We start from the raw sequence: 21,816 nt of genomic DNA on the forward strand, positions 1-21,816 counted from the left end.
ACGGCAAGGGGTGAGCGCGGCCGATTCTGGAGCAGTCAGGTTCGCTGCCGCGGCGGATCTCACGGGTATCGATGTGCGGGTGGCGCGGGCGTCCAGCCGTGAAGTGCGCCCAGACTGGTTGCGGTATGGGCGGCGATGCCCACGGACAATGCGTCAGCCTCGTCGCTCGTGCGGCCGTGGCCGGTGGACAGCAGCCGCACCCGGCGGGCGAGCTTGGCAGGCACGTCCGTGGGTGCGATGCCATCGGCGGCCAGCCCGGAGGTCAGCGGGGCACCCAGGCCACCGGCGCCTTCAATGGCCCATATCGCCTCGGGCCACCGCCGGGCGAAGCGGAGCAGATCCTGGTAGCCGGCTCGACTGACCGGGACGCGTAAGGCGTTCAGCGTCCGTAGGCGGGTGTCGACGGCAACAGCCGTCCAGGATGCCTTGTGCGGGTCGATGGCGATGTTGACCCGGCCTGATGCGGCGTCGGCGGAACGGCGGGATGGCGCGGTGTCTCCTTCGTGGTCGGCTCCGGGTGACCGACGAGGAGGGCAGACCAACGTTGGGCAGTGCAGACCTCTCTTGAACCACTCCCGTCGGCGGCTGTGGCCGGGACGCACGCCGTTCGAGGGCCAGCCCGCAGGCGGCAGGTGTAACTTGAGCGACCCCTGCCACAGCCTCGGACATCATGGCTGCAGACCACGATCTCTGGCGCCGATTTAACACGTTGGGATACCTCTCTGATCGCCCCCGCTTGACACAGAGAGGTGCCGTTCTTTTTGCAGTCCCCATCAACCGCAGCGGCGACCGACAGCTCAACCGAGTCCTGCACACGATCACCCTGATCCGCATGCGGCTGGACACGGACACCAAGGCCTACGTCGCCCGCCGAACAGCCGAGGGCAAAACTTCACGCGATGCCCAACGCTGCCTGAAGCGCGCCATTTGCCGCCAGCTCTTCAAACTCCTCGAACGCACCGACCAGAACGGGCGACACAGCCATGCGGACCTTCCTCAAGCAGCTTGACGCGATATAGCAGCCTCGGGGGGGGGGCTGGTCGCCCGGCCATTTCCGAGATGCGGGGCCGCCCCTGCCACGGGGCGGCCCCGCATGCAGTGCGGACCTTCAGGCATGTGGTGGGTCGGGGCGGCCGGACTTCGGCCATCGTGCGGTGTACGCACATCAGGTGGCTCTACGCTCCCGCGTCGGTGAGCCATTTCCGGTCCGGCCTTTTACTCGGTCGTGGGACGGCGCAGGGGGAGCAGGGCCTTGCTGAGGCGGGCGAGTTCGTCCATCATCGCCTTGGCGGAAGCGGTCATGAGTTCATTGGACTGCAGTCCCTCGTCTTCGCCGATGAGCTGGTGAACGAAGGGAATGGACACCGCTTCAGGAACTGGCGTCATCTTCAGCGTGGTCACCACTTGCTTGATCATCTGCGCGGCGCGGGTTCCTGCGGAGACTCCGCCGTAGCTGACCAGGCCGACCGGCTTGTACTGCCATTCGGCGTGCAGGTAGTCGATGGCGTTCTTGAGTTCGGCGTTGTACCCGAAGTTGTATTCCGGCATCACGAACACGAACGCGTCCGCCTCGGCGATCTTCGCGCTCCACTCCCGTGTGTGCTGGTGCACATAGCGTCCCAGCCGGGGGTGGTGCGGCTCATTCATGAACGGAAGGTTCACCTCCGCGAGGTCCACCAGCTCGACCTCGGTGAAAGCCCCATGCTCCTTCGCCTCGGCCAGCGCCCACTGGCCGATCGACGGACCGATTCGGTTGGGTCGCGTGCTCGCGACGATGATCTCCAGCTTTGCCATGACTTTCCTTCTTCAACGGATAACGGGGGCGGGCAATCGTTGGGGCTTGGCCGGGCGCGAGCGCAGCGTGGGGCTCCCGGTTCAGGTCTAAGCGACCGTCAGGAGGATCAGCTCGGCTGCGGCCAGGGCGCCTGTGACGGCGGCCGGCAGGCAGCGGACGGCCCTGTCACCGCTGCGCAGATGCACGATCACGGCTCCGGCCATGAGCAGGATCAGGCCTGTGGAAACGGTGGCGCCGAGCATGTGCCAGCGCAGACCGACCAGCAGCCCGGCGGCTGCCGCCACCTCCAAGGCGCCCAGCAGTCGGTACTGGGTGAGGGTCGCACCCACATGGGCCGCAGCCTGACGCATCGCGGGAACCGCTGCGACCTTGGCCGCTCCCGCCAGGAGGAACAACGCGGCCAGAACGGCGGCCAGAAGGACGGTGGCAATCATGAACATTCCTTGGATCAGGTGACGGGCTGGGTGGTGTACTTCCGGTGGATGCCCTGTGGGCTGAGGCCTCGGTGTCCTGGTGGCAGTTCGGCTCGCCAGGGCGGATAGGCAACTCACGGACGGCTCCGCCGTCGCCCGGTTGCCGGGTGATCTGCCTGGGGGCTGTCCCAGCGCCCAGCGTGGTCGGTTGCGTGTGGTGCCCTGCAGACGCAGTCCGAGCCTGTACGGCTTGTGAAGGGCCGGCCCGGCGTGGGGGCCGGACCGGCCGGTCCCGGATGGGGGGAGCCCGGGAGGGGTCAGCGGGCGCGCACTGCCGTGCGCTGCTCGCCGAGGTCCAGTACGCCGTCGTCGGTCGCGATCCGGGCGGTCACGACATCGCCGTCTTGCAGGTAGTACGGGTTGTGCTGCTGGCGGGCGAAGAACTTTTGCCAGCGCTTCTGCGGTGGCAGCAAAGCGGCGAGCTTGGTCGCCAGCTTGCCCGGGGACTTCAGGGCGGTCCCGCCGGGGGTTCCGGTGAGGAGCACGTCTCCGGGCTGCAGGGTCTGGAACCGGGCCAGCAGGGTCAGGGCGCGCGCGGGCTTGACGATCATGTCGGTGACGGTGTTGTTCTGACGGGTGGCCCCGTTGACCTGCAAGGTGAGCCGAAGGTCGGACAGGCGGGCGAGGTCGTCGGCGTCGACCAGGAGCAGCCGAGGTCCGAGGGGGGTGAAGGTGGGGTAGGACTTGGACTCGTAGAACTGCGTCTTGGGTAGCTGCAGGTCGCGTGCGCTGACGTCATTGGCGACGACCAGAGCGGCGACGTAGCGAGCCAGGCTTGCCGCTGTGACCTCTGTGCCGACTGGCAGGTCCGCGCCCATGACCAAGCCCAGCTCGATCTCGTAGTCGAGGAACCGGACATGCGAGGGGCGCACGAGGTCCTGGTACGGGCCGCTCACGGACCCTGAGGCCTTGCGGAAGAACGCCGGGGGGACGGTGTCGGGGTCGAATCCGGAGTCCTCCGCGTGGGAGCGGTAGTTGACCATCTGTGCCACCACCCGGCAGGGAGCGGTGACCGGCGAGAGCAGTTCTCCGCGCCCCGCCTGCCGTCCGGCGTCCGGGTCGGACGCGGCGTGGGCCGCCGCCTCGGTCACCGCGGCGCGGTCGGCGAGCAGGTCCGAGGTGGTCGAGGCGCCGGTGGTGATGCGATGCAGCCTTCCTGTGCTGCTCTCCACCCACCAGCCCTCGGCTGTGCGGGCGACCGGAATCATCATCGGCTCTCCTGAGTTCTGAGCGGCGACCGAACCGCCCCGTGGAGCACTTCTAGTCAGTCTTGATGAAAGCATCAGCAAAAAGAGCGCATTCGTCAAGTCTCATCAGGACCGATGAAATCATCAGTTCTCTGAGTGGTGGGCGAAGACGGCGCAACGGGGGCTACGGCGTCCGCCCCCCCAAACGGCTCGGCGGGCCGCTCCGTACGCGGCGTCGGACGAAGCCTGTGGCCCGGGGGGAGACCTCTAGCCAAGGGTCAGGCGGCCAACGGATGGCGCGGCGCGGCCCGTGGACGGCGGCGGAGTGAGCGTGCGGGCCGGTGAAGGGACGACGGTGCTGGCAGTGCAGGCTCCTGGGCGCATGGCGATGCGCTCGTCCAGGGTGTGGCGTCTCGATCAGCCGGGCAGCCGAGCCCGGTGCTTGGGCCCTTCCGTGACGAGTGCCCTCACGGTCTCGTTCTTGAATGAGTGTGTGTGCCTGTGTTGGGAGTGCTCACCGGACCAGCCGCACCGTCGCTCCCAGTCGCTGCGCGATTTCTTGCTCGGCCCGATCCCTCAAAGCTTGGCGCAGCACCTCAGCACGGTAGGCCGTGGTGCCCGCGGCCTGCGGGGCTGTGGTGGAGCCATCTCGGCGGTCGGCACGATCTTTCCTGAGGGTAGCCATACTGTTCTTCAACGAGGGGTCAGCGGATGCGGTGTGTGCTGAAAAGGTGAACTGGGCGCACGGTAACTCCGGGCGGTCGACGCGTAGATCCTCGGCCGGCTGATCCCGCGGCGTACTGCTGGGCAGCCTTCCTCGGCGGTGACGAATTCTGGCTGCGGTGGGGCGTGCTGCGGTGAAGGGGGCGGGCGAGGGGGCGGTGGTGAGAGCCGTCTGTGTGGCGCCGCGAGTGCTGGTGCGGCTCGGGTCCGGATCATGAGGGTGCCGGCGAGTCGTCGGGGGTTCGGGGGATGGGTTGTTCGGCCCAGATCGTCTTGCCGTAGTCGTTGCAACGGCAGCCCCAGCGGGTGGTGAGCTGGGCGATGAGGAACAGGCCGCGTCCTCCCTCGTCGGTGGTGCGGGCATGCCGCAGGCGGGGCTGGGTGCTGCTGGAGTCGGTGACCTCGCATACCAGGACGTCGTGGCGGATCAGCCGGAGGTGCACTGGGGGGTGGGCGTAGCGGATGGCGTTGGTCACCAGCTCACTGACGATGAGCTCAGTCGGCAGGAGGAGGTCGTCCAGTCCCCAGGTGCGCAGTTGGCGGGATGTCGTTTCCCGGGCCTTGGAGACGGCGGACGGGTCGGCTGGGAACTCCCAGTCGGCGGTGTACTCGCTCGGGATGGCGCGGGTGCGGGCCAGTAGCAGGGCCGCGTCGTCACGTGGTGGCTGGTCTGCCAGTTCGGTGAGGAGGGACCGGCCGGTGTCGTCCAGTGCCCGATCGGGTCGGCAGGCTGTGGCGAGGGCGTCGGTCAGGCGCTGCACGCCCTGGTCGATGTCGCTGTCGCCCTTTTCGATCAGGCCGTTGGTGTAGAGCGCGAGGATGCTGCCTGGATCCAGGTGGATCGTGGTGCTCTCGTACGGGATGCCACCGACGGCCAGCGGCGGTCCCGGGCAGATCCTGACGACCTCGGAGGTCCCGTCGGGCCTCACCACGATGGGCGGCGGGTGTCCGGCACTGGCGATGGTGCAATTCTGGCTGATCGGGTCGTAGAGCGCGTACAGGCAGGTGGCACCGACGAAGTCGTGGTCGCCGGACGGGACTTCGGCCGCGAGACGCTGCACCAGGTCCGCCATGCGGCCGAGCAACTCGCTCGGCTCGAGCTCCAGGTCGGCGAGGGTCTGGATTGCGGTGCGCAGCCGGCCCATGGTGGCGGTCGCGGGTATCCCGTGGCCGACCACGTCCCCGGCGACAAGGGCCACCCGCAAAGAAGGCAGGGCTATGGCGTCGAACCAGTCGCCGCCGATCCCCGGTGCACCGCCTGCGGGCAGATGGATGCCCGCGGTCTCGGCCGCGGCTGTGTCGGTGGTGGCCGGCGGAAGAAGACGCTGCCGCAGCGCCACGGCCGCACGGTGCTCGCGCGCATAGCGGCGGGCGTTGTCGATGGCCAGTGCGCCCTGCGCGGCGATCTGCCGCAGGAGATCAGCCTCGTCGTCGGTGAAGGGGGCTGATCGGCCGGTGCGCCAGACCGAGATGTCGCCGAGCGTGAGACCACGGGTGTGCAGCGGGGCCACCATCACCGAATGGCAGCCTTGCGGGACGAGGAACTCGATCAGACGCGGTTCGCCGATCGCAGCAGCGTAGTCCTCGAGGCTGAGGGTGAGCGTCTCGCCGTGCCGGAAGCTGTGCCACAAGGGGTGGTCGGGCAGGGGCGGGACGAGGCCGCCGGGCTTGATGCCGGCCGGCCAGAGCGCGGCGGCCGGGGCCATGGCGGCGTTGCGGAGATGAAGATCCCCACCGCCCGGCCGGCCGGGGGGTTCCTCTCCTTCGAACACCGCCTGGGCGAGGTCGACGGCCACGAGATCACCGAGGGCGGGGACGAGGACATTCGCCAGCTCCTGCGCTGTGCGCACGACGTTCAGCGATTTCCCGACATGCTCGGCCACCTCACGGGTGAGGTCCAGATGACGACGAGCGCGCAGCTGGTCGCTGTCATCAACGTACAGGGCCGCGACCCCCGTGGGATGCCCTTGTGCGTTCTCCAGGCGGAAGGCGGACAGCGACAGGACCTGCGGCCGCGCGGGACCACGTCGCCACCTGACGCGCTGAGTCCTGCGGACCACCGGGACGCCCGTGGTCAGGACCCGGCGCAGTACGGCCTCGAGGTTCTCGGCGTCCTGGGTGCAGAGCATGTCGCCCAGCCGGGTGCCCGGGCATACCCCGCGGCCGTTGCCATTGCCTGGCATGGAGTTTGTCTGGACAAGGGTCAGCTCCGTGTCGTGCAGGGCGACCATGATGCGGTTTTGGGAAGCCAGCGCGCGCAAGAGCGCTGCGCCCTGCTCGTGGTTGGCGACGTGATGTGCAGGCGCTGCGAGGACGAGGACGTCTTGCGAGCCGTCCACCTTCGTGGTCCGGAAGGTGACATCGATGGTATTGCCGCACCGGTGCCGCAGCCGTACCCAGCCGGACTGCGGCTTGTGGAGGGGCCAGCGCATTTCCTCCGGGACATTGGCCACGAGTTCGTGCACGGAGCGCCCGCACACTTCCTCGGCGGTGAACCCCGTCAGGTCCGTGGCTGTCCCGGTCCACTGCACAACCGTGCCTCGGTCGTCGAGCACGACGGCTGCCAGACCGTCGAAGGCGTACGGCGTACCGCTATGGCCAGTATCGCCGCCGCTCGTCGTCGCTCGGTGGCTGCTTGCCGGGTAGGAGCTGTTGGCATCATATATATGCATTTTTTCAAATCCTCTCTGCGCCTGAGGCGGCGGGTACCACCACCCCCCATGAGAAGCCGGGGGAACTCGAACCAGTCATCGCCACGTCGACAGCACATCGCGCGGCGTGGAAGGCAGGTCTTGTTCTGCCCAGACGACCTTGCCGTCCGTTGCGGAGCGGGATCCCCATCTGCGGGATAGCTGAGCGACGAGGAACAGGCCGCGGCCGTTCTCGTCCAGGGCGCGGGGATGGCGCGGGCGCGGGTGACTGGCGCTGGTGTCAGAGACTTCGCACGTCAGCACGTGGTGCTGGATGAGCCGTAGGCGGCTGGGTCCCTCCCCATAACGGAGGGCGTTGGTGACCAGCTCACTGACGATGAGTTCCACCGCAGGCACGAGGCGCTCCAGCCCCCACTCATCGAGCTGACGGGCAGCCAGTTGACGGGCCGCGCGGACGGCGGTCGGCTCGCTCTGCAAGTCCCAGGAGGCGACTTGGGCTGGTTTCAGTTCGCGGGTTCGGGCCAGCAGCAAGGTGACGTCGTCGGCCGGCGCCGGGACCGGCAGGCTCTCGATCACTTCGGAGCACAGCTCCTCCAGCGACTGCCCCGGCCGTGCCAGAGTGGCGGCCAGGCGGTGGAGGCCGACGTCGATGTCGTCGTTGCGAGACTCGACCACACCGTCGGTGTAGAAGCCGAGCAGACTTCCCTCGGGCAGCACCAGTTCCACGGACTCGAAGGGAACCAGCCCGAGGCCGAGGCCGAGCGGGGCTCCGGCCGGCAGCTCGGGAAAACTTGCCTGGCCCTGCGGATCGATGATCACGGGCGGAGGATGCCCGGCCCGCGCCATCGTGCACCGCCTGGTGACCGGGTCATAGACGGCATACAGGCAGGTGGCGCCACTTGGAACCTGGTCCGGAGCGTCGGCGTCCTCCTCATTCACCCGCCGGACCGTGTCATCGAGGTGTGCCAGCAGTTCATGGGGAGGCAGATCCATATCCGCGAGGGTATGAACGGCGGTGCGCAACCGCCCCATCGCCACCGCGGCGTTGATGCCGTGTCCGACCACGTCGCCGACGACGAGGGCCACCCGGGCGCCGGACAGCTCAATCACATCGAACCAGTCACCCCCCACGCCATGATCCATGTCGGCCGGCATGTAGCGCGAGGCCACCTCGATGGCAACGCCACCTCGCACACGGTGGGGCAGCAGGTCGCGCTGCAGCGTGAGGGCCACTGTGCGTTCGCGAGCGTACTGAAGAGCGTTGTCCAGGCAGAGCGCGGCCCGGGTGACGAGCTCCTCGGCAAGGAGCAGGTCATCCTCCTGAAACGGCGTCTGCTCCTCGGAGCGGCCGAACAGCGCCAGCCCCAGCATGCAGCGCCGCGCCCGGATGGGGACGACCATCAGTGAGTGGACCCCGCTGTCACGGACCTTCTGTGCCCGCACCGGGTCGTGGTCGACCCATGGGCCGGCAGTGTCCAGCACCGGTTCCAAGTGAGACCTGCCCGTGCGCAGGGCGGTGGCGAACGGCGAGCTCGGGTGGACATGGACCACCTCTTCGCGAACCCACGGCGACTCCAGAACACCCAGGTCGATGGAGGCCAGACCGGCACGGCGAAGCCGAGATGGGCTGACCCTCGCCGTGCCGAACGAGGGCTCCAGGCCGAACGGAACCGGCTCGACAAGGTCGACGAGGGCGTGATCAGCCAGCAACGGCACGGTGAGGTTGGCCAGTTCCTGCCCCGTCTGCATGACGTCGAGGGTGCTGCCGATACGCGTACTGGCTTCACTGAGAATGGCCAGGCGTTCCTGGGCCCGCCGGTTGCCGGTGACATCCACACTCATGGAGCACACCGCCAGTGGCCTGCCGTCCGCGTCCTGAAGGCAGAAGAACGAAGCCGAGAAGACGTGCTCCCCGCGCCGATCGGCCGGCGGCCACGCCCGATATTCGTGCACCGTGGTGCTGCCGCTCGCCAGCACCTGCCGCATGACCACTTCCAGCGCTTCGGCCTCGAAACCGGGCAGCGAGTCCTTGAGGCGGCGTCCGAACCGTCGGGCACGAGGAACGCCGTCGTGGCGCTCCATCGCGTCGTTCACCCAGGTGCAGCGCAGATGCAGGTCACGAACGACGATGCCGATCGGTGCGTGAGCGAGGAGAGACTCGCGTACCGGCCCGTCGACCCTCCCTGAGGACAGGGAGCCGATGTCGGTCACGGACACCAGCCACCGGGTGCTGGCGTCCTGTCCCCACAGCAAGGAGACCCTCAAAGTCATCCTGAGCGTGTGACCGTCGCGATGGCGGACCGCCACGGTCCCGGACCAGCCACCCTGTGCACGGCACTGCTCGGCCTGCGCCGATGCTCCCAGTACGTCCGTCGAGGGTTGCAGCACCTGCGCCGCGGACCGGCCCACCATCTCGCGCGCCGCATACCCGACGAGCTGCTGAGCAGCCTGCGTCCATCCCACTACTGTCCCCTCCGCGTCGATCATCGCTATAGCTGCGTCGGGTACCTCATGGCGGCTCGGCGGCTCGGCAAGCGGCGTTTGATCCGTGTTCGTCATCGCGGGTGTCCCATCGGTGTCGTGATGTGAAAGAGGACCGGCGTGTACAGCGGTGGCCCGGTCTGCGGTCGAGCGGGAACGGGCGGGCCTGCACATCACCGGCCGGGCGGGCTCGGGTGCGCCACGCGAAAGTGCCTCTTCCAGAGGACTCGTCGGCGTCACCGCCGAAGTCCTATTTGTCTAGTTCTGATGAAATTATCAGATACGATCACTTCATCGTCAAGTGTTCCAGATCTGATGTTCTGGTCAGATTTGTGTGCCGCGGAGCGGCAGCGCTCTCGGTCCGGGCTGCGAACTCATGCGCAAGGACGACCTCCCGCGCGGGTTGCGCGGGGTGGACTGTCGCAGTTACGACTGCAATGATGAATTCATCAGAACTGGTAACTTTGTTTGTGGTGCATGCTGATGCCAGCCTCGTACAGGAGCCGATTCGAACGCCGTCGTGCCGCAACCCGGCAGGCGCTTGTCCGCGCCGCCCGGAAGATGCTGGCCGAGTCCGGCGACACCAGCACCAGCATCCGAGCCATCGCGGAACGCGCGGACGTGGGCTTCGGCTCCTTCTACAACCACTTCACCTGCAAGCTGGACCTCTTCGAAGCGGCTGTGGACGAGACGCTGGAGGAGTACGCCCAAGCCATCGACGAAGGCCTGCGTGGCCTCGACGATCCCGCGGAGCGCCTCGCTGGGGCCGTGCGGCTCAGCGCACGTGTGGCCGAGTCACACCCGGAGATCATGCGGATCCTGTGTCACAGCGCACTCGGCCGCACGTACTCCTGCCACGGCCTGGCTCCGCGCGCGAAGCGCGACATGGAGCAGGGCATGGCCTCGGGCCGCTTTACCGTAATCGACCCGGTCATCGCTCTGATGGCGTTGAACGGCAGCATGCTGGCGCTCCTGGAGCTGTGGGTCAGCCGACCTGAAACCGAAACCGACAAGGATCAGGCTGCAGGCACATTGGCCGCGATGCTCCTGCACATGCTCGGCGTCCCCCCGGATGAGGCCCGCGACCTGACCCGGCGCCCCCTTCCCGCCGGGGCCCCGTAAGGGTCCGTCGACACCGATCACGAACGGTTTCCCTTGGTCCGCACAGCACGCGAGGGGTGGCGGTCGTTTCTGCCGTGGTGTGGCGCCCCGCCGCGCTACAGATGGATGGGCAGGTGACGCGGTCCGCGGAGCATGGCGTTCTGCCGGTAGGGGGGTGGGTCCTGGACCAGGCGTGCTGTGCCGAGGTGTGGGATCAGCGCGCCGAGCGCGGCCTGTGCCTCGAGGCGGGCCACAGGCGCGCCGTAGCACAGGTGGATCCCGCTGCCGAAGCCGAAGTGCTCGTTGTCCGGGCGTCCGGGATCGAACCGGTCGGGCTCGTGGAACTGCTTGGGGTCGCGGCTGCCCGAGGCCAGCACCAGGATGACGGACGAGCCTTCGGGGATCGTGGTGCCGGCGACGTCGATGTCGGCGAGGGGGATCCTCTCGCGCATGTGGACCGGCGGTTCGTAGCGCAAAAGTTCCTCCACCGCTTGCGGCAACAGGCCGGGTTCGCGGCGCAGCCGGTCCAGCTGGTCGGGCCGGCGCAGCAGGGTGAGGACGCCGTTGGCGATCAGATTGACCGTGGTTTCGTGTCCGGCGATGAACAGCAGGATGGCGTTCTCCGCCAGTTCCTCGACGGTGAGCCGCAGGGCGGGGTCCGGTTCGTTGATGAAGGCGGAGAGCATGTCGTCGCCGGGCTGCCCACGGCGCTGCTCGGCGAGGTTCACCAGGTATCCACCCATTTCCTGTCGGGCTTGGATGCCCGCCTTGTCCCGTTGGGTGGTGTCCTCTTCGGGCCCGATGTCGGCGGACGCGACGATGACGTCGGTCCATGCCTGGAACAGCGGCTCGTCCTCACGCGGGACCCCCATGAGCCGGCAGATGACGGTGATGGGCAGGGGATAAGCGAAGTCGTCGACGATGTCGAACTGCTCGCGGTCCCGTAGCGCCACGATGAGTTCCTCGGTGATGTGGGAGATCTCCCCGCGCATGGCATCGACCCGGCCCGGGCTGTGCGGCGGGCCGAACGGCCGCATGGCCAGGGTGCGCAGTCTGTGGTGCTCAGGGTCGTCGAGCCGCAGGAACGGCGGTTTGTGTGTCGTCTCGCCGCGGGTGCGTGGGTCGGCGCTCATGCGCGGGTCGTGGAGCAGGGCGGCGATGTCGTGGTAGGTGCCGATCAGATAGCTGCCGTCGCCTTGCCGCGCTACGGGGCCGGCCTCGCGGAGTTCCGCGTACAGAGGGTAGGGGTCGGGGCGACTGGCGTAGTCGGTGATCCTTGCCAGCAAGGTGTCGGAGTCCATGGTGGCTCCTCGTGGTCGGGCGGGACGTGGATCAGCTGAGAGGCTGCACCATGGTCAGCCGGCGGTCGGGCAAGTAGCCGGTGAGCGCCACGGTGGGGCCGTGGGACAGCCCCTTCGGGTCCGGTACGTCGGACGGGATCGGGATGTCCGCCGCGATCGCGCGGTCCGCCGCGCCGGGCGGGGGCGGGAACGGGGCAGCCGTCTCGATCAGGTGCTGGTAGTACGGGAGCGACTTGGCCATGTCGACGGTGACCGCGGCGGTGACCCGCCCCTGGTAGCCGTAGACCATGGCCACACGGCGTGTCTCCAAAGAGCCCTGGGCGATGACCACGTGATCGGAGTAGCTGGGCACACCCACGGACTTGATGTTGAGTCCGAACTGGGTGGACCAGAACGTCGGGATGGCCAGGTGCGGGCGCCGCAGGGGTCCCGGATTGACCATGTTGTGGGCCGCCACTTGGGCCTGTGCAACCGCGTTGCCCCAGTGCTCCAGGGAGAGCATCTGGTACCCGAACAGCGGGTGGGGGAACCGGGAGACGTCTCCGGCCACGAAGATGTCGTCGGTGACGATGCCGTACATGGTGAAGGCGCGGCAACCGGCGTCGCAGGCGATCCCGCGCGGGCCTGCGGCCAGGCCGGAGTCCGCCAGCCACTCGACGTTACGCAGTGCCCCCAGTGCCGCGACGCAGAGGTCGGCGTCGACGCGGCTGCCGTCCGACAGGTCCGCACCGGTGAAGCGGCCGTTCCCGCGCAGGGCGGTGACTGTCACCCCGGTGCGCAGGTCGACGCCGTGATTGCGGTGCATGACGGCCGCGAGCTTCGACAGGGTGCCGCCGAGCGCGCCCACCAGGGGTGCGGGACCGCGTTCGGTGACCGTGACCTCCAGCCCCCGCTCCCGGCAGGCGGATGCGATTTCCGAACCGGTGAAACCGCCGCCGATCACCAGCACCCGCTCCGGATGGCCGGCCAGTCGGTCGGCCAGCGCTGCGGCGTCGCCGCAGGTACGCAGAGTAAACACCCCGTCCCGGGCCGCTTCCTCTGGGTTAGGCCAGGGCCGCGCGCGGGTGCCGGTGGTGATCAGCAGCCGGTCATAGGGCAGCGACTCGCCGTCGGCCAGCGTGACGCGTTTCTCCAGGACGTCCAGGCCTGTCGCGCGGACTCCCAGCCGCCAGTCGGCGTCCGGGTCCCGGCGCATGGGCAGCTCGGTGGTGCCCGCCGGTGCCTGGCCGAGCAGCACCTGCTTGGACAGCGGCGGCCGGTCGTAGGGCGGATGAGGCTCGTCTCCGACCACGGTCAGTGAGCCGGTGAAGCCCTCGTCCCTTAGTGCCTCGGCAGCCCTCAGACCGGCCAGCGATGCACCGACGATGACGATTCGGCCGCTTTTGAGGTCGTCACCGGGCACCGGTGCTCACCTGCTCACCGAGGAGGATGGCCTGGACCGGGCATGCCGCCGCGGCTTGGCGCACGCGTTCAACCTGGTCATCGGAGACGGCCGTGGCGTACAGCAGCCCCTCCTCCCCATGCAGCTGGAAAACCGCGGGTGCGAGGAACACGCACTGCGCGTAGCCCTGGCAACGTGTGAGGTCGACAACGGTCCGCATGCTCACCACTTCCTCCGTTGTCACCCCCCTCACATCCAGGATGGGGGCAGGGCCGCAGACCCGCACGGCCACGCCAGGGACGGCGGGCCGGCCCCGTGCATGGCAAGGTCAGCCGAGGGCGCGGTCGAGGTTGAAGGCAGCGCTGATCAGGGCGAGGTGGGTGAACGCCTGCGGAAAATTGCCCAATTGCTGTCCGGTGTGGCTGATCTGCTCGGCGAACAAGCCGAGATGGTTGGCGTAGGTGAGCATTTTCTCGAAGGCCAGGCGGGCTTCGTTCAGGCGTCCGGCGCGGGTGAGGGCCTCGACGTACCAGAACGAGCAGATGGAAAAGGTGCCTTCGTCGCCTTCCAGGCCGTCGGGGCTCGCTTTGGGGTCGTAGCGCCAGACCAGGGAGTCGGAGACCAGTTCGTTGCCAAGGGCTTCGAGCGTGGACAGCCACAGGGGGTCGTCGGGAGCGATGAAATTGGTCAGGGGCAACATCAACGCCGAAGCGTCCAGTACGTCGCCGCCCTCGTACTGGGTGAACGCCTGCCGGGACGGCGACCAGCCCTGGTCCAGGATCCGCCAGTAGATCGTGTCCCGGACCGGGCCCCAGCGGACGAGATCGGCGGGCAGGCTGCGGTGCCAGGCGATGCGCATGGCGCGGTCGATGGCCACCCAGCACATGAGGCGGGAGTAGAGGAACTTCTTGCGGCCGCCGCGAGTCTCCCACACGCCCTCGTCCGGCTGGTCCCAGTGCTCGCAGACCCAGTTCACCAGGTCGCACACTCCGCGCCATTGGCCGCTGGTCAGGGGGCGGCACCACTTGTCGTACAGGTACACCGAGTCGAGCAGGGCGCCGTAGATGTCGAGCTGCAGCTGGGTGACGGCGTCGTTGCCGACCCGTACAGGCGCCGACCCCCGGTAGCCCTCGAGGTGGGGGAGTTCGCGTTCGGGCAGCTCGGAGCGTCCGTCGATGCCGTACATGATCTGCAGTGGTCCTGAGGGTCCCTCGCGCCGGGGTATGGACCGGGTGAGGAAGCCCATGAAGGCTTCGGCCTCTTCGGCGAAGCCGAGCCTGAGCAGCCCGTAGACGGCGAATGCGGAGTCGCGCACCCATGCATAGCGGTAGTCCCAGTTCCGGCCGCCTCCGATCTGCTCGGGCAGGCTGGTGGTGGGGGCTGCCACAATCGCGCCGGTGGGCGCGTAGGTGAGCAGTTTGAGTGTGAGGGCGGAGCGGTGCACCATCTCCCGCCAGCGGCCGCGGTAGGTGGACTGCTGCAGCCAGCCCCGCCAGAAGGCGACTGTGGTGGTGAACGCCCGTTCAGCCTCTGCCTCGGCGTGCAGGTCGTTGCGCGGCGGGGCGTTGCCGTCGGCCTGGTCGAGGATGAAGACCGTCGTCTGCCCCTGGGAGAGTTCGAACTCCGTCCCCACGTCGTTGTCGTCGTTCTTCAGCGGCACCGTGGCGGTCAGCATCAGCGACAGCGCGTCGGAGGTGAACAGGGCGGCCTGGTCCAGCAGCCGCAGGGTGTGCGGGTGGGCGCCGTAACCGAACCTGGGGGCAACCCGGGCCCGGAACAAGATCCTTCCGCGGATGCACATCACCCGCCGGATCAGCCTGTGGCGGGCGCACTGGCCGGCCTGGGCCACGGGCATGAAGTCCTGGATCTCTCCCAGCCCGTCCTCGGTGAAGAACCGGGTGATCAGCACATTGGTGTCCGGGAAGTAGAACTGCTTGGTTTCGGCCGGTACGGCGGGGGACAGCTCAAACGCTCCACCCCGGTCCGCGTCCAGGATGGCGGCGAAGACACTGGGGGAGTCGAAGGTGGGGCAGCAGTACCAGTCGATGGTCCCGTCGGTGCCCACCAGGGCGGCTGTGCGCAGGTCCCCGATCAAGCCGTGGTCAGCGATCGGCAGGTAGCGGACGGATTTGTGCTGGTTCATTGCTCCGCACATCGCAGCAGCCTCCCTTGCCCCTGCGTCTTCTTGTGTTCTTCCCGATCGCAGGGGTATCAGACCGGCCCGACGGGGTCAGCGCGGCGCTTCTTCCACCGTCCGAGGGCAGCCGGCTGACCGGCACGCACTTCCAGGGCGCGCGGTTGCCGCCTGCGTGGGCAGGCACGGAGGCGCTGGTAGGGCCTGGATTCTGCCGCACGCATCCGCCGCTGCCGGCCGAGATGTGCGGAGCCCGCGGAGCCGTGCTTTTCCGTCATGCCCTTCTCGCGCGGCCCCTGGACGCGCACCTATGCGATCGGCCGGTGGGCACCGCGAGGCGAGGGATGTCGGACAGCCGCGGGGCGCCGGTGCTCCCTCAAGCACCAGCGCCCACTCACCCCTGCCCGAGGTTGGCTTCTGCGCGGCAGTCGTCAGGGGACGAGGATGAGGCGGATCGGGTCGCCGATCTTGTTCTCCAGCCGGTTGATGGCGCCAGCGGCGTCGGCGAGCGGGATGTGGTCGGTGATGGAGGGGGCCAGGTCGAGACGGCCGGCTGCCGTCAGCCGCACCAGTTCGCTGACGGACTCCGGGAAGCCGCCGTAGTGGCCGCGCACCTGCTTGCTCAGGTAGTTGAAGGTCAGGCCCTCGCTGATAGTGAGCGGGTGCGGCGTGATGCCCACCAGGATCAGGGAGCCGTTCAGGCCGAGCACGGAGGCGGCCTGTTCGCGGACGGCGGGCACGCCGGCGCAGTCGAAGGCGAAGTCCAGGCCCCGTCCGTCGGTGGCCGCGCGTACCTGGTCGGCGAAGTCGGGCGCGGCCGGGTCCAGGGCGCAGTCGGCGCCGAAAGCCAGGGCGCGCTCGCGGGCGCTGACCAGAGGGTCGACAGCGATGATCGGTGCGGCGCCGACCAGGCGGGCGAGGCGCACGTTGTGCGCGCCGACTCCGCCCACGCCCCAGACGCCGACGGACTGGGCGGGACGGACGCCTGCGGTGGCGACGACGGCGGCGTAGGGGGTGGAGACCGCGTCGGGGATGATCGCGGCTTGGTCGAAGGGGAGGCTGTCGGGGATCGGGATGAGGGTGTCCTCGCGGGCGACGGTGTATTGGGCCCAGCCGCCGTCGTAGTCGATGCCGGCGGTGCGCATCTGGGTGCAGGGGCGGTGGCGCACACAGCCGGAGCACCGGCCGCAGGTCTTGCCGGCTTCCAGGGTGACGCGGGTGCCGACGGTCAGGCCGCGCTTGAGGTCGGGGCCGAGAGTGTGGATCACACCGGAGACCTCGTGGCCGACGGTGACCGCATCAGAGGTGGCGAACAGCGGGACGAGGGAGCCGTCGATCAAGTGGACGTCCGACAGGCAGACGCCGGCGGCTTTGACCTCGATGAGTATCTCGCCCGGACCGGGCACGGGGACGGGGACCTCCTCCACGGCGAACTTCTTGCTGTCCAGGTGGAAGCGTCCGGCGAGCATGGTGTCCATGAAGATCTGCTTTCTGTGAGCGGCATTTCCCGGGCGGGCGGGTGCCGTGTGATGTCCAGCGGGCTGTGGTGGCCGGGAGGCATGCGGGGCGGCCGGTGCGACGCATGCCTCCCGGCGTCCTGGGGGTCAGGCGAAGACGTCCTGCTGGTAGCGCTCGTCGGCCTCGAGCTGGGCGAGCCACCGCTGGGCGCTCTCGTCGTCGCTGCCGGTCCGCTGGCGGTAGATGGCGGCGAGGGCCTCGCGGACGGCGGGCGCCATGCGGCGGCCGTCACCGCAGACGTAGATGTACGCGCCGTCTTCGATGGCTTGCCACACCGTGTCGGCGGCGCCTGCGATGGCGTTCTGCACGAACCGGGCCGGGTGGCCGGTCACCGCGGAGTAGGCGGTGTGGATCTGCGCGATCCCGGCCTGATCCCAGTCCTGCATCTCCTGCCGGTAGAAGTAGTCGTGCTCCGGGTGGCGGCAGCCGACGAAGATCTGCGACAGGCCGACCAGTGTGCCGTTCTCGTGCTGCCAGGCCCGCTCCTCCAGGAAGCCGCGCAGCGGTGCGATGCCGGTGCCGGGGCCGATCAGGATCAGCGGCGTGGCGGGATCGGCAGGCGGGGCGAACGTCGGCGAGGGCACGCGGATGTAGCCGTACACGACGTCTGCGGGCTCCAGGCCTGCGATGTAGGAGGAGCAGGTGCCGCGGTACTGGCCGTCACCGGACAGGGCCGGCCCTTCGAGCAGGCCGACGGTCAGGCGCACGTGCCGCGGGTTGGCCTGCGGGGCGGAGGAGATGGAGTAGAAGCGGGGGCGGATCGGGCCCGTCATCTCCAGGAAGACCGCCAGCGGCAGCTCCACCGCCGGGAAGCGCTCCAGCAGGTTGAGCACCGAGACCCGCTTGCCGAGGATCTCCTTCTGGTAGCGCTCTTCGGCTTCGGCGGTGTCGGCGGTGTAGGCCTGCAGCTGCGGCCGGGTCCAGGGGCACTCGGTGTACTCGGAGAGGGTCTGGATCTGGGAGCGGGTGGCGATGTCCTGCAGCTCCAGGAACTCGGTGAGCAGGATCCCGGCGGTGACGGGAACACCGACCGGCAGGTGCGTCCTGCCGCCGCCAGGCTGGTCGAGCCGGAGTACCTGGTCGTACTCGACACCGAGCCGGGTCAGCACGCGGTTGACCAGGGCGGGTTCATTCTTGGCGAAGACGGCCAGGTGGTTGCCGGTGTCGTAGCTGACGCCCTCGGGCAGTTCGATGGTGATCGACTTCGCGGACGGGCGCGGCGGCTCGATGCTGAAGTCCCACAGGCCGGTCGCGTCGGCCACGAGTTCCTCGTTGGCCACCACCGTGAGGGGGTAGGCCTGCTCGGAGACGATGGCAGGCCGGACGTCCGCTTCGGTGAGCAGCTGGATCTGGTAGCGCGGGCCGCTCGCCTCGGAGGTGTCGGCGGCGTACTCCTCGGCCAGGGTGGACCACAGCCTGTCCATCCAGCGGGTGGCCATGCCGTCGAAGTCACCGGAGGCGTCGGCGATGCCGCGCTCGATGACGGGGGTGGCGCCGGCGGCCAGCAGGCCCTCCTCGATCCGCTTGGGGAAGGCCTGGTAGGTGGCCACCCACTGGGTGTTGCCGGCGCCCAGCAGCGCGAACCGCACGTTGGACAGCGAGCCCTCGGGCAGTCCGGCGGTGAGCAGGTCGTCGAAGCGCTGGGCGTTGTCGGGAGCCCTGCCGTTGTAGCTCGCGGCGACAACGGCGAGCAGGCCCTCGGTGGGCAGGTTGTCGCCCAGCTCGTCCAGGCTCAGCAGCGTGGTGCCGAAGCCGGAGCGCTCACCACGGTCGGCGATGGTACGCGCCAGGTCCTCGCACGAGCCCAGGCTGGAGCCGTAGGCGACGGTCAGGTTCACCCCGACACCGCTGACCGCGGCCTGCGCCTGCGTGTCGTCGGTCTGCCGGTCCGCGGCGCCGAATACGGTCCGCTGGTGCTCCTGACGGCGACGGACGACCAGCTGGAAGTCGCCGGGCTTGCGCGTCAGCGCCTCCCGCACGTCCATCTGGTAGTCGCTGGTGTCGGAGAACTTGAACTTCTGCAGCACCAGCGCCAGGGCCAAGCGGGCCTCGGTGAGCGCGAACTGCCGGCCGATGCAGGCACGTACGCCGTTGCCGAACGGCTTGTAAGCGTGCGGGTGCTGCTGGGCGCGGTTCTCCGGCAGCCACCGGTCGATGTCGAACTCCTCCGGCCGCTCCCACGCGCCGGGGTGGGAGTGCAGCGCGCCCATGAGGATGTTCGCCCTGGTTCCCTTCTTCAGTTCATAGCGGCCGCCGATGACGGTGTCCTCCAGCGGCGCCTTGGCGATCAGAGGGATGGGAGCCCACAGGCGCAGGGTCTCCTCCAGGATCCGCGGGATCACGTCGAGCTGCATGATCGTGTCGTAGTCCGGCACGGTGTCGCCGGGCAGCAGCCGGTCCACCTCGGCGTAGGCCTGGGCCAGCACGTGCGGATTGCGCATCAGCGAGTACGTGGCGAACGACAGCAGGCCACTGGTGGTCTCGTGACCGGCGATCAGGAACGTCACCACCTGGTCGCGGACGTTGTCGTCCGCCAGCAACTTGCCGGTCTCCGGGTCGGTGGCCTCCAGCATCAGGCCCAGCAGGTCCTCCTCACCGGTGCCCTTCCCCTGCCGGCGCTCCTTGATCACGCTCTCGACCAGTTCGCGCATCACCTGGATGTTCTCGCGGTACTTCTTGTCGTCCGCCTTGCGCAGCTTGGTCATCATCGGCAGCTCCTGCGAGCGCCGCAGTGACTCGATCAGCGCCTCCAGCAGCGCGTTGAGGAAGGGGTGCAGCTCTTCCTTGCCGAACGACTGGAAGCGGTAGCCGAAGCCGGACAGAGCGATGGTGTCCAGGGTGAGCCGGGTGTAGTCGTCGGTGATGTTGACCGGCTGCCCCTCCCGGCTCTCCCACTTGCCTACCAAGTTCCCGGCGATCTCCAGCATCTGCCCGAAGTAGGCCTTCATGGCCCGCTGGCTGAACGCCGGCAGGAGGATCCGGTGCGCCATGGCCCATTCCTCCTCGTGCTGGTGGGCCGTGAACAGGCCCGCCCCCGTGAAGTCCCGCACATGGCTCAGCGGCGTCTTGTCGATCTGCTTGAAGAACCGTGTCTCGTCGCAGACCTCGGCCACCAGGTCCGGGTCGTAGACGAAGACCTGCTCGATACCGGCGATGTCCATGCCGTAGATGCCCTCGGGGAACTGCTTGGACAGCTTGCCGAAGTACTCCACCGGGTTGGTGCTGGGGATCTGCGGCGTATGGCCCAGCAGAGGGATCCCCCGCGGGGACCGGATGGGACGCAGATCGGTCACGTGTTGCGTGGCCATGACGTGCTCCTTTGTGCGCAGAAGGGGGAGGGGCAAGGGCACTGTGCGATGCGGGGAAGGCCGCCGACCGGCAGCGAACCCCGGTTTCCATACGTCGTATGGAACTCATTCAGTGTTACCATACGACGTATGGAAACCCCAAAGAAGGCTCCCCGGGGCACGAGGAAGAGGGACGTACCACTCACCCAGGACGGCATTTACGCCATGGCGCTGCGCCTCATCGACGCCGACGGTGTCGAGGCGCTGACCATGCGCAAGCTCGCGGCCGCGCTGGATGCGAACCCGATGTCGCTGTACCACCACGTGCCGAACAAGGACGCCGTGCTGCGCGGCGTCGCCGAGCGCGTAGGCTCACAGTTCCGCACACCGGAGCAGGGGGACGTTTCCTGGCAGGGGCGCCTGCGCCAACTGGCCGTCGACTTCCGTGCATTGGCGCACCGTCACCCCAAGCTGATGCAGTACTCCTTCGCGCGCGCCGACTACATCCAGCCCGAGGATCCCTTCTGGCGTGGTCTTACCGAAACGCTGGCCGCCGCCGGGCTGCCGGCTCCCGAGATCCCGCGCGTCGCTGCAACCCTGTGCGCTGTCTTCACGGGGCTGCTGGTCAGCGAACTGACCGGAGCGCTCCAGCGGTGGACCACTCTCCCGCCGGGACCGGTCGGCCCCGATGGGGAAGAGGCGTACGACTCCTCGGCAGACGAGATCGACACGATGTTCAGCTGTGCGCTGGACGCCGCGATCGCAGGTGTGGAAAGCCACCCCGCACGGGCCTGACGGGGGGGCGTGACGGCAAGGCGCGGATGCCGCTACCGACAGCGCGCGAGGAGCGCTGTGCCTGCCGGGAGCGAGCGCCCTCCACAGGGGGCGTCGTCGCATCACCGACGAATGCGTTAGAGCCCGCGGCAGAAGATCACGGTGTCGGTCGGCCGGCGGACGGCGGCAGCGGTCTTACAGCGGCTTGCCGCTCACTGCCATGGGGCGACCCCTGCATTCGCCGTCGGCCGAACAGCCCTGTGGCATGAAGGGCCTTCGAAACGCCTGGGTCGACGCGGGTCAGGCGAGGCCGGGAAGTGGGCGCCGGGCGATGTCGTGGGACTCGCCGGCGGGGACGCCCAGCATGCGCAGGACCATCTCTGCCAGGTTCGAGGCGGCCTCGTCACCGTCACCGTCGAGGTCGGGCCGGGCCAGCCGCAGCGCCACCAGGGACAGCAGGGTCCCGCCCATGGCCGACAACGCCATGGTCGGGTCGGCGCAGGTGAAACGGCCCGAGGCCATGCCGTGCTGGATGTCGCGCAGGGCTCGCGGGGCGAGCCCGCGCTCGGAGTGGATGTGGGCGAGCCCGTGATCGCGCAGGATCCGCATGAGTTCCGGGTGGGAGTCCACCATCCGTCCGGTGAGCCGGAAGCCCGCCGCGACGAGTTCGGCCGGGTCGTCGATCCCCTGGACGCGCTCGTCGATGACCTGCCCGAACTCCTCCAGAGCGTCCGAGACGGCGGCGTCGAACAGATCCGTCTTGGACTCGAAGTGGTTGTAGAAGGAGCCAAAACCGACGTCCGCGCGATCGGCGATCGTCTGGATGCTGGCGCTGGTGTCGCCGGTCTCCGCCAGCAACTGGCGGGCCGCCCGGACCAGGGCGTGGCGGGTCTCGGCGCGGCGCCGCTCGAAGCGGTTCCCGGGTGGGGCTGACGTCGGCATACGGAGAGTGTAACAACCGTGGCGATGAGTCCTACATGTCTGATCCATTCATCAGCCTCTTGATGTCG

Annotated in this window: 16 protein-coding genes; 3 read left to right on the plus strand and 13 right to left on the minus strand. The window is 68.6% G+C overall.

The features are described from left to right. Window positions 1-59: 59 nt before the first annotated feature. Window positions 60-602, minus strand: a complete 543-nt coding sequence (locus tag ACFWVC_RS00955) for a transposase (RefSeq protein ID WP_384273402.1) — start codon at window positions 600-602, stop codon at window positions 60-62. A gap of 68 nt (window positions 603-670) precedes the next feature. On the opposite strand from ACFWVC_RS00955, the gene ACFWVC_RS00960 reads away from it, so the two are divergent. Continuing rightward, entirely contained in the window at window positions 671-1,009 is a 339-nt protein-coding gene (locus ACFWVC_RS00960) for a hypothetical protein (RefSeq protein ID WP_384273405.1), read from the plus strand. A gap of 206 nt (window positions 1,010-1,215) precedes the next feature. Here the strand turns inward: ACFWVC_RS00960 and ACFWVC_RS00965 are convergent, their stop codons facing one another. The 5 genes from ACFWVC_RS00965 to ACFWVC_RS00985 form a co-directional block, all read right to left on the minus strand. Next, window positions 1,216-1,794: an NADPH-dependent FMN reductase gene (locus ACFWVC_RS00965; RefSeq protein ID WP_384273408.1), complete on the minus strand. Its 579-nt coding sequence runs from the start codon at window positions 1,792-1,794 to the stop codon at window positions 1,216-1,218. An 87-nt stretch (window positions 1,795-1,881) separates the two neighbouring features. Continuing rightward, window positions 1,882-2,229 (minus strand): DoxX family protein, encoded by a 348-nt coding sequence (locus ACFWVC_RS00970; RefSeq protein ID WP_384273411.1) that lies wholly within the window; start codon window positions 2,227-2,229, stop codon window positions 1,882-1,884. Window positions 2,230-2,525: 296 nt separating this feature from the next. Then, window positions 2,526-3,479, minus strand: coding sequence for a fumarylacetoacetate hydrolase family protein (locus ACFWVC_RS00975; RefSeq protein WP_384273414.1), 954 nt, complete (start codon window positions 3,477-3,479; stop codon window positions 2,526-2,528). A gap of 911 nt (window positions 3,480-4,390) precedes the next feature. Further along, entirely contained in the window at window positions 4,391-6,850 is a 2,460-nt protein-coding gene (locus ACFWVC_RS00980; protein WP_384273417.1) for a SpoIIE family protein phosphatase, read from the minus strand. 75 nt (window positions 6,851-6,925) lie between these two features. Then, window positions 6,926-9,388 (minus strand): SpoIIE family protein phosphatase, encoded by a 2,463-nt coding sequence (locus ACFWVC_RS00985; protein ID WP_384273420.1) that lies wholly within the window; start codon window positions 9,386-9,388, stop codon window positions 6,926-6,928. Between the two features lie 399 nt (window positions 9,389-9,787). On the opposite strand from ACFWVC_RS00985, the gene ACFWVC_RS00990 reads away from it, so the two are divergent. Next, window positions 9,788-10,432, plus strand: a complete 645-nt coding sequence (locus tag ACFWVC_RS00990) for a TetR/AcrR family transcriptional regulator (RefSeq protein WP_384273423.1) — start codon at window positions 9,788-9,790, stop codon at window positions 10,430-10,432. A 95-nt stretch (window positions 10,433-10,527) separates the two neighbouring features. On the opposite strand, the gene ACFWVC_RS00995 is transcribed toward ACFWVC_RS00990, so the two are convergent. The 6 genes from ACFWVC_RS00995 to ACFWVC_RS01020 all read right to left on the minus strand — a co-directional run bounded on the left by ACFWVC_RS00995 (window position 10,528) and on the right by ACFWVC_RS01020 (window position 20,053). Next, window positions 10,528-11,712: a cytochrome P450 gene (locus ACFWVC_RS00995; protein ID WP_384273426.1), complete on the minus strand. Its 1,185-nt coding sequence runs from the start codon at window positions 11,710-11,712 to the stop codon at window positions 10,528-10,530. 31 nt (window positions 11,713-11,743) lie between these two features. Beyond that, a complete protein-coding gene (locus ACFWVC_RS01000; protein ID WP_384273428.1) occupies window positions 11,744-13,114 on the minus strand; it encodes an NAD(P)/FAD-dependent oxidoreductase in 1,371 nt (456 codons plus the stop codon). After that, window positions 13,104-13,313 (minus strand): ferredoxin, encoded by a 210-nt coding sequence (locus ACFWVC_RS01005; protein ID WP_384273431.1) that lies wholly within the window; start codon window positions 13,311-13,313, stop codon window positions 13,104-13,106. Before ACFWVC_RS01005 ends, ACFWVC_RS01000 begins: the two co-directional genes overlap by 11 nt. A 108-nt stretch (window positions 13,314-13,421) precedes the next feature. Further along, a complete protein-coding gene (locus ACFWVC_RS01010; protein WP_384273433.1) occupies window positions 13,422-15,236 on the minus strand; it encodes a glycoside hydrolase family 15 protein in 1,815 nt (604 codons plus the stop codon). 422 nt (window positions 15,237-15,658) lie between these two features. Continuing rightward, complete coding sequence (locus ACFWVC_RS01015) at window positions 15,659-16,705, minus strand: zinc-binding dehydrogenase (RefSeq protein ID WP_384273436.1); 1,047 nt, start codon at window positions 16,703-16,705, stop codon at window positions 15,659-15,661. A 126-nt stretch (window positions 16,706-16,831) separates the two neighbouring features. Next, complete coding sequence (locus ACFWVC_RS01020) at window positions 16,832-20,053, minus strand: bifunctional cytochrome P450/NADPH--P450 reductase (RefSeq protein ID WP_384273439.1); 3,222 nt, start codon at window positions 20,051-20,053, stop codon at window positions 16,832-16,834. 204 nt (window positions 20,054-20,257) lie between these two features. On the opposite strand from ACFWVC_RS01020, the gene ACFWVC_RS01025 reads away from it, so the two are divergent. Continuing rightward, window positions 20,258-20,827, plus strand: coding sequence for a TetR/AcrR family transcriptional regulator (locus tag ACFWVC_RS01025; RefSeq protein ID WP_384273442.1), 570 nt, complete (start codon window positions 20,258-20,260; stop codon window positions 20,825-20,827). 279 nt (window positions 20,828-21,106) lie between these two features. Here the strand turns inward: ACFWVC_RS01025 and ACFWVC_RS01030 are convergent, their stop codons facing one another. Then, entirely contained in the window at window positions 21,107-21,748 is a 642-nt protein-coding gene (locus ACFWVC_RS01030) for a TetR/AcrR family transcriptional regulator (protein WP_384273445.1), read from the minus strand. Between the last annotated feature and the right edge of the window lie 68 nt (window positions 21,749-21,816).

This window comes from Streptomyces sp. NPDC058691 (genome assembly GCF_042714775.1).
GTDB lineage: Bacteria > Actinomycetota > Actinomycetes > Streptomycetales > Streptomycetaceae > Actinacidiphila.